The sequence below is a fragment of the Microcystis sp. LE19-84.1B genome, from assembly GCF_027531875.1.
In the GTDB taxonomy this organism is placed as follows: Bacteria; Cyanobacteriota; Cyanobacteriia; order Cyanobacteriales; family Microcystaceae; genus Microcystis; species Microcystis panniformis.
Genome location: NZ_JAPZSR010000270.1, coordinates 1 through 7,869 on the forward strand (window position 1 = coordinate 1; position 7,869 = coordinate 7,869).

Annotated in this window: 10 protein-coding genes; 4 read left to right on the forward strand and 6 right to left on the reverse strand. The window is 45.7% G+C overall.

Annotated features, from left to right (window positions below; all coding sequences use genetic code 11):
- Window positions 1-137: 137 nt before the first annotated feature.
- The 3 genes from O9324_RS15485 to O9324_RS15495 all read right to left on the reverse strand — a co-directional run bounded on the left by O9324_RS15485 (window position 138) and on the right by O9324_RS15495 (window position 2,703).
- Window positions 138-269 (reverse strand): hypothetical protein, encoded by a 132-nt coding sequence (locus tag O9324_RS15485; protein ID WP_288140641.1) that lies wholly within the window; start codon window positions 267-269, stop codon window positions 138-140.
- Between the two features lie 15 nt (window positions 270-284).
- Window positions 285-1,583, reverse strand: a complete 1,299-nt coding sequence (locus tag O9324_RS15490; protein WP_002767323.1) for an O-acetylhomoserine aminocarboxypropyltransferase/cysteine synthase family protein — start codon at window positions 1,581-1,583, stop codon at window positions 285-287.
- Window positions 1,584-1,776: 193 nt separating this feature from the next.
- A complete protein-coding gene (locus O9324_RS15495) occupies window positions 1,777-2,703 on the reverse strand; it encodes an exosortase-dependent surface protein XDP2 (protein ID WP_288140642.1) in 927 nt (308 codons plus the stop codon).
- Between the two features lie 628 nt (window positions 2,704-3,331).
- On the opposite strand from O9324_RS15495, the gene O9324_RS15500 reads away from it, so the two are divergent.
- Both O9324_RS15500 and O9324_RS15505 read left to right on the forward strand, forming a co-directional pair.
- Window positions 3,332-4,138 (forward strand): prohibitin family protein, encoded by an 807-nt coding sequence (locus tag O9324_RS15500; RefSeq protein WP_288140643.1) that lies wholly within the window; start codon window positions 3,332-3,334, stop codon window positions 4,136-4,138.
- A 71-nt stretch (window positions 4,139-4,209) separates the two neighbouring features.
- Window positions 4,210-4,608 carry a YidH family protein gene (locus tag O9324_RS15505; protein WP_002767331.1) on the forward strand — a complete coding sequence of 133 codons (399 nt, stop codon included), beginning with the start codon at window positions 4,210-4,212 and terminating at the stop codon, window positions 4,606-4,608.
- 71 nt (window positions 4,609-4,679) lie between these two features.
- On the opposite strand, the gene O9324_RS15510 is transcribed toward O9324_RS15505, so the two are convergent.
- Complete coding sequence (locus O9324_RS15510; protein WP_002767334.1) at window positions 4,680-4,925, reverse strand: hypothetical protein; 246 nt, start codon at window positions 4,923-4,925, stop codon at window positions 4,680-4,682.
- A 138-nt stretch (window positions 4,926-5,063) separates the two neighbouring features.
- Window positions 5,064-5,759, reverse strand: a complete 696-nt coding sequence (locus O9324_RS15515) for a TerC family protein (protein WP_288140644.1) — start codon at window positions 5,757-5,759, stop codon at window positions 5,064-5,066.
- A gap of 374 nt (window positions 5,760-6,133) precedes the next feature.
- Between O9324_RS15515 and O9324_RS15520 the strand changes: the two genes are divergently transcribed.
- Window positions 6,134-6,697, forward strand: a complete 564-nt coding sequence (locus O9324_RS15520) for a pentapeptide repeat-containing protein (protein ID WP_002767336.1) — start codon at window positions 6,134-6,136, stop codon at window positions 6,695-6,697.
- A 55-nt stretch (window positions 6,698-6,752) separates the two neighbouring features.
- Window positions 6,753-7,094, forward strand: a complete 342-nt coding sequence (locus tag O9324_RS15525; protein ID WP_002787121.1) for a hypothetical protein — start codon at window positions 6,753-6,755, stop codon at window positions 7,092-7,094.
- Window positions 7,095-7,104: 10 nt separating this feature from the next.
- Here the strand turns inward: O9324_RS15525 and O9324_RS15530 are convergent.
- Window positions 7,105-7,869: RNA-guided endonuclease InsQ/TnpB family protein (locus tag O9324_RS15530; RefSeq protein ID WP_288140645.1), on the reverse strand; the 765-nt coding region annotated here is incomplete at its 5' end.

Below are 7,869 nucleotides of genomic sequence, written 5' to 3' on the forward strand. Positions count from 1 at the left end.
CATTCTAGCAAATGGAGAGAATTCTTGTCCATTAAGAAATGTTACAAATTACATGGGTACATTAAGAAAAGTTAAGGGCTATATCCATTGATGGATAAGGGTTTTCGGCTATTATGGTATATATGTATGGGGGAAGTTCAGTTATTCAAAATTCCCCAGGTTCGATAGGCAATCCGCACCCTTTCGAGAACCGCCCCCGATTCGAGAACAAAAGGATGCGGTGGGGAATAGAAACGGGTTTCTGGGGAGATAAAGTCTAGGCGATCCATGGGCGGGGTGGTGGGTTATAAACTCTGGAAAGTTTGCTGGAAATCCTCGATAATATCGTCAATATGTTCCAAACCCACGGAAACGCGGATTAATTCGGGCGTTACTCCCGCCGATCGCTGTTCTTCCTCGTTTAACTGCTGGTGAGTCGTCGAGGCGGGATGGATAACCAGGGTTTTCGCGTCGCCCACATTGGCGAGATGACTGGCCAGTTTCACCCGGTTGATAAAATTCCGCCCGGCCTCGAAACCGCCCCGAATCCCGAAGGCTAAAACCCCGCCGAAGCCGTGTTTTAGGTACTTCTTCGCCCGTTCGTGGTAAGGATGTTCTGGTAATCCGGGATAGTCCACCCATTGCACCTGTGGCTGTTCTTTGAGCCAGTTCGCCAGGGCCAAGGCGTTGGATACATGACGATCGACCCGTAGGGAGAGGGTTTCCAATCCCTGTAGCAGTAAAAATGCGTTAAACGGACTCAAGGCTGGTCCAAAATCCCGCAATCCCTCCACCCGCGCCCGGATAATAAAGGCGATATTGCCGAAAGGGCCGGACGGTCCGAATACCTCATAGAAATTCAACCCGTGATAACCTGGTGCGGGTTCGGTAAACTGGGGAAATTTGCCGTTTCCCCAGTCGAATTTCCCCGAATCGACGATTACTCCGCCGATGGAAGTGCCGTGACCGCCGATCCATTTGGTGGCCGATTGCACCACGATATCGGCCCCTTGTTCGATCGGGCGACAGAGATAGCCGCCGCAACCGAAGGTATTATCGACGATGAGAGGGATACCGTTCTCGTGGGCGATATGGGCCAGGGCGGCAAAATCGGGAATATTAAATCGGGGATTGCCGATCGTCTCGACGTATAAGGCTTTAGTGCGATCATCGATCGCCGCTCGAAAAGCTTCGGCCTCATCGCCATCGACGAACTTGACATTTATTCCTAAACGTGGTAAGGAAACTTTGAACTGATTATAGGTTCCGCCGTAGAGGTAGCTAGTGGAAACGATATTATCCCCCGCAGCTGCGATATTAGCGATCGCTAGAAATTGCGCCGCCTGACCGCTAGAGGTGGCCAGGGCTGCCGCACCTCCTTCTAAAGCGGCGATCCGCTTCTCGAAGACATCGGTGGTCGGGTTCATGATCCTGGTGTAGATGTTACCGAACTCTTCCAAGGCAAACAGTCGCGCCCCGTGGTCGGCATCGTTGAAAACGTAGGAGGTGGTTTGATAGATGGGAACGGCGCGGGCGTTAGTTCCGGGGGCAGGTTCCTGGCCGGCGTGTACTTGCAGCGTCTCGAAACGGTAACGGTCAGACATAGGCGATCGGGGAGGAAAATAAAGGGTAAATTCCTCGATCTGTGCGATCAAGGAAAAAGGGTGATTATCTCCTGAATACTGGATAAATAGAGGTTTTTGCCCTATTTATCAGTATTTTTCATCAATGAAATTTGCTGGTTGATGGCATTTTAACAGCATTAAAAGCATTCACTCCCTACTGGGAGTAGAACGATCAGGCCTTGCCTCGTTTCACAAAGATTCCAAGACTTCCTGCGAGTAGAGTTGCGAACACGACACTCGGTTCGGGAACCTTTACGTTGGCGGCGATTACTTTGAAATCTGGCCCGTTATCGCCGACTCCGTTCAAACGTTGGGGATCGTTATTGCGCTCGCTAGTTAAGCGCAGGGTTCGCGCGCGGATACCGTCGAGCCTAATCCCGATCGAACCAATATTGAACGGGCCGTTGTTGAGGACAGGAGGAACGATTGTGCTGATGTTATAGTCCGCTTTCGTGTAGTTCGCGCGTAAAATTTTATAGCTGGCTAAAACCGTCGTTCCATCGTCTGCGAGCGCTTCCACCAGTAAATCGCTATCCCCCGCAACGGCTCCCCCCGCCGTTCCCCCCCGTTCCCAGAAAAAGAACGTATTCACCGGTCGGGCGAAAGAAACCTCGATAATCGCAGTATCGGCATTCTCACGGGTTACGAGGAGACTATTCAGGTTTAAATTGCCCAAACTAGCGGCGATATCCGCGTCGGTGGGGTTCGGTTTCGCTGGACCCTCCCCGACCAGGGGATCGCTAGTCGTGTTCGGTCCGTAACCCGTGTGGAGAATTCCGTTAGTATATGTGACTCCCCCCACAGTAACGTCGGCGGTATCGTTGCGGATAACCCGACCCCCATTGACCAGATCGAACTGACTGACCGTTAAACCGTTGAAAACCACTGAATCGAGACGGACATCTTTAGTGGGATCGTTGAGAAGATTAGGATTTCCAGTTACCGGACTGGCCGTAACGTTGGTTTGAAAGGAAAAGGGGAGAAAACCCGCCGCACGCGCGGATGTTCCGGTCGTTACAGCCAAGGCCACTCCGGTGGTCGTGGCGGCGATTTTGAAAAGAGCGGCGAGGTGGCGCGACTGCGTGAAAAGATGACTCATCGATAAATGACCTCGTTAGGGAATGGAATGGGTACAGTAGGCTTATCCGTTTACTGTATTTAGGGTTCTACCATAGTCATTTTTGCGAGTCAATTTATCGAGATATCCTTTATACAAAATATCTTTTATGCCGCAATTAGATTGTGTTAAGGTAATTGCTAAGTAAGTGGTTCTAATCTCCTTAATCCCCCCTTGATCCCCCCTTAATAAGGGGGGCATCTGACAATTTTTAACACCTACCTACTTACAAAAGAAAAGACCGGCTAGACTGGTGAAATGAGAATGTACCATTTAGTCCAAAGGAAATTTTGTTATAATTGCTTCTGGATAACCCCGATTCCTTTCTTGGATAAATAAATGCCTTTTTGACCAAATTTCTGACTAAACCTAACGAGATGCTCGTTTAAATTCATGATTCCTAAAACATTTAATCGGCGACTATGATAACTATAAATAGACAAGTATTTCCCGATATTTTGCCAGCCAGAAGGGAAATAAATAACGAGACTAAATCTTCATTTTCTAGTTGCTGAAATTTTTCTAGATAAAAATGTCACTGATGACGAAGATAAAATCAGCCCTTTTATTTGTAAACCTATCCTATTAACCATCTCTATTCTCAATTAAAATGCTCAAAATTCGTCTTTTAGCTAGACCAAGTAATATCTTTTTTTTGTTATTAATTTTGGCGATTATTTTTAATCCTTTCGTGATTGTTAATGCGGGAGAAAGAGGGGTTTTAATGGTCTTTGGACAGGTACAGGAGAGAATACTTAATGAGGGTATTCACGGGATTATTCCCGTTGTTAACACGGTAAAAAAACTAAGTGTGAGAATCCAAAAACAACAGATAGCGGCCGAAGCTTCCTCCAAAGACCTACAGGAAGTATTTACAGATGTGGCCCTGAATTGGCATATTTTAGCATCAGAAGTTAATAATATTTTTCAACAAATTGGCGATGAAGCGGCTGTCATTGAACGAGTGATCGATCCAGCAGTGGAAGAAATTCTCAAGGAAGTTATGGCTAAATATACCGCCGAAGAATTAATTACTAAACGGGAAGAAGTCAAAGGAGAAGTAGATATTCGTTTAACCGAAAGACTGAAAAATTATCATATCGGTGTCGATGATGTTTCTTTGGTTCATGTCAACTTTTCCGATCGCTTTACCGAGGCGGTGGAAGCCAAACAAATTGCCGAACAGGAAGCTAAAAAAGCCGGTTTTATGGTGCTGAAAGCCTTGAAAGAATCGGAAGTGAAAATCAATCTGGCTAAAGGAGAGGCGGAAGCTCATCGCATTCTCCAAGATTCCTTAAGTCCAGAAGTTTTACAGAACAAAGCGATCGAAAGATGGGACGGTAAACTCCCCCTATTTATGGATGATAATCTGCTTAAGTCCCTTGAATTGGTTAAAGATAAGCGAAAAACTAGATGATAAAAACAATTTATTAAAAGCAGAAGAAAGAATACTTGATTTTATTGAAGTTCACTGCGGGGAACTCCTCTATGCTGTTTAAATCCCGAAAGACAAAGCAGAAATTTAACCCTGATTACTGGCGAGATCATTCGGCCAACGAACGCACCTATCTGTCTTGGATGCGTGCTTCCATCGCTTTGATGGGTTTTGGTCTGGTCATTTTGCGTTTACGAACAGTATCTTCGTCATCTCTAGGACTAGGTTGGTTGTTGGGTTTTGTCTTCGCTATGGTGGGATTATTAACCGTTGTCATCGCCACGCGCCGATATTTTCTCATCCGGCGAGCGATCGATAGTAATAGCTACGAACCTGCTCAAGTCTGGATGATCTGCTTTAGTATAGCGATCGCTTGTCTCGGGTCAGGAATTCTCTATTTTGTCGCCACCAGTCCCGATAGCGGTGGAGTGGAAAGCATCGGTTTCGATTAAAACCCCATCCTCGCAGGGAGCGGGATGGGGAGAAAATTGCTCGATACAGGTAGTAAAATCCAGATAACTACTTAGAATTGCCCATTTTCCGACCTTTCCCAAGAAGGGGCAAAAGGTGGACAAATCAAAGGACAGGCGCGCCAATGACTGTGGACAGGGACTCCCAAGCGTTGACAATAGCCATTTCCTCTCCCCTGAAACTTATAAAACCGACAGTAACGACAGGTAGAGGAACAAGTAGCAACTTTCGGGAGAGGATTTCCCGTGGTTTCGATCGCTGTTAGTTTTGGGGATAGGGTGGAAATGGTGTCTAGCATGGAAGTCTCCAAGGCTAACGGGGTTCACTAGCGACTCTTACCGTACCTAGTCCCAAATTATGTCACAGTCGCCCATCCTCCCGGAGTATAACGATTGACACGCTCCTAAAAAATTGAGAAAATCCCTTGCTGCTAGAACTATTCCACCACAACACGCTTAGAAAAGCCCCAACTTAAGGAGACCGCCACCATCATTAATACCATCCACTCTGGCGGTAAATAGGTTGGTTGGCAAGCTTTTAACAACAATCTTCCCCCTACCGCTAAAACCGTCAGATAGGCCGCATCTTGTAGGTAAACAAACTCAGCTAACCACTTAACAAATAAACCGGTTAAAAATCGTAGGGCTAACATTCCCAAAATACCACCAGTCAGGAGAATCCAGAATTGATCTGCTAAGGCGATCGCTGTTGTCACACTATCGAGGGAAAAAGCCATATCTGTAAAAGCAATCAGAACAATAACACGGCCAAAAGATTCTATGGCGAGATTAGGGGCAAAATTTTGGTCTTCTATGTCTATATCTAAAAATTTCTGGCAAAAATGCTTACCTGCTAACCAGAGCAGATAAATAGCACCCAGTACCTCCACCTGCCAGAATTTAACTGTCCAACTGGCACTCACTAACATGGCAACTCTTAATACAAATGCCCCAGCTAATCCCCAGTTTAAAGCTTGGCGTTGTTGTCTGGGGTCGGGAAGTTCTCGCACCAAAGCGGCCAAGGCGACGGCATTATCGGCCGATAGAATGGTTTCTAAGACTGCCAGGGTGAGAATAGTGCCGCAAGTGGTTAGAGAGAGATTTTCGGCTATATCGAGAATTTGAGGGGACATATAATTATATTTTTACTTTTATGACGTTGTAGATGGGTCTTGGTATTTCCTGCTAGGATTCTTGACTATTTTTTTGTCGGTATAAATTTAAGGTCAAGTTCTTGAGCTTGCGATCGAGGGTGAGATTGCTGACAACACTCTCCTTCCCTAGGATTTTGGCCAGACACTATCATCTTAGGTAGGGGATAAACATAAAAGCAAATATTCTTAATTGTCGTTTTAATAAATAAAAGTGATGGAACGGCGAGGGGGTTTCCCAGCTTTGCATAAAGGGAATTTATGGATTTGAAAACAAAGAATATTTGTTTTTATTAAAGCCATTGCCTAGAGTAAGAACAGAGACTCAAAAAGATCACTCAAGGAGATCAAAAACGATGAAACCGATTGCACGCGCCGTCACTCGATCGCTACTGACAGCCTTCTGTCTATTGCTAATCACAGTTTTTTCTTGCTTCCATCCTGCCATCGCTAGAGCCGTTACCATCACTGGCGGCGCACCGGCAAAAACTACTCTGGTCCAGCCGGCTGCCGCTGGGGATAATCTGCAAAAACTACAGGAAACTAACGCCTGTGTCGGTTGTGACTTTAACGGAATTAGCCTCAAAGATTTAAACTTGTCCTCGGCCAATCTAGAAGGAGCAAACCTCAGTCAAGCGGATCTAGAAAGAACTAACCTACAGGGTGCTAACCTCAAAGGGACTAATCTCCAGGGAGCCGACCTCGGCAAAACTCTCCTAGCGGGAGCCGATTTAAGCGGGGCCAATCTCTTAGGTGCAGATTTAGAAAAAGCCAACCTGCAAGGGGCAAACTTAACCAACGCCAATCTGCAAAAAGCTGACTTAGAGAAGGCCAATCTCACTAATGCTCGGCTAGACGGTGCTAACCTGCAAGATGCGGACGGTGAAGGCGCGATCGGTGTCGATCCCAATCTATTCTAAAAAAAGTTTTTATGGCAGAATCAAGTTTTAGCGGTTTTCAAGGAGAGCAATATCTATGGAAATTACTCCTTTTTCTCAGCGATCGCTAGATGGGGAGGGATCGGAAATGCTGCTAGACTTTAAAAAAGCCCATCAGCAAGATTTAAAGGCAATTGCCGAGATTTTGGCAAGAATTAGTCACCAATCACCAGAAAAGGTAGAAATTCTCTTGGAGACAATGCTAAAACAACTGATAGAGCCAAAAACACCTTTTTACGAGACGGCAACACCGACGGAACGAGCGCAAGCTTTTCGGGATTGGGCAAGTAGTCACGATCGAGGCAGCGCACTTTTATCCGACTATGCCGTAAGTCGCGATAGTATCTTTGACATCCTCACCGCCGTAAACGGACTGTGATTCCCAAACCTCACGATTTAGGTTTCTGCTTCTTTCCCTTGCGGGGTTCCGCACCTGCCTTAACAGATTTACTCTGTTCTGGTCTTATGGTCGCTCTACAGACTGACACCGCAAGCCCTGCGGCCAAAATGTTTTTACTGGCGTTAATATCTCGGTCATGGTGAGTCCCACAGTCTGGACAGTCCCATTCTCGAATATTTAACGGCATTTTCTCAGCAATATACCCGCAATTACTACACCTTTTAGAGCTAGGAAACCATCTATCTATTTCGATGTAGTTTCTTCCATACCAACGGCATTTATAGGCTAATTGTCGAGTGATTTCTCCCCAACTAACATCAGATATTGCCTGAGATAATTTCGGGTTTTTGACCAGATTCTTGACGGCTAAATTCTCAACCACAATCGTTTGGTTTTCACGAACTAATTGAGTGGTTAGCTTATGTAAGTGGTCTTTTCTGCTATCGGTGATTTGAGCGTGAATATTGGCTACTTTGATTCTAGCTTTTTCCCGATTTTTTGACCCTTTCTGTTTTCTAGAAAGGCTTTTTTGGGCCTTTCGCAGTCTCCGATAATGTTTCTTAAAATGCTTAGGATTAGACACTTTATCGCCATCGCTGGTAATCACGAGGCTACTAATTCCTAAGTCAATTCCAATGGCTTTATCTGTTACTGGTAAAGGCTTAATCGTTGGGTCATCAAATCTTATTGAGATATGCCAACGTCCAGAAGGATGTAATCTGACTGTTACTGTGCTTGGTTCACAGCTTTCTGG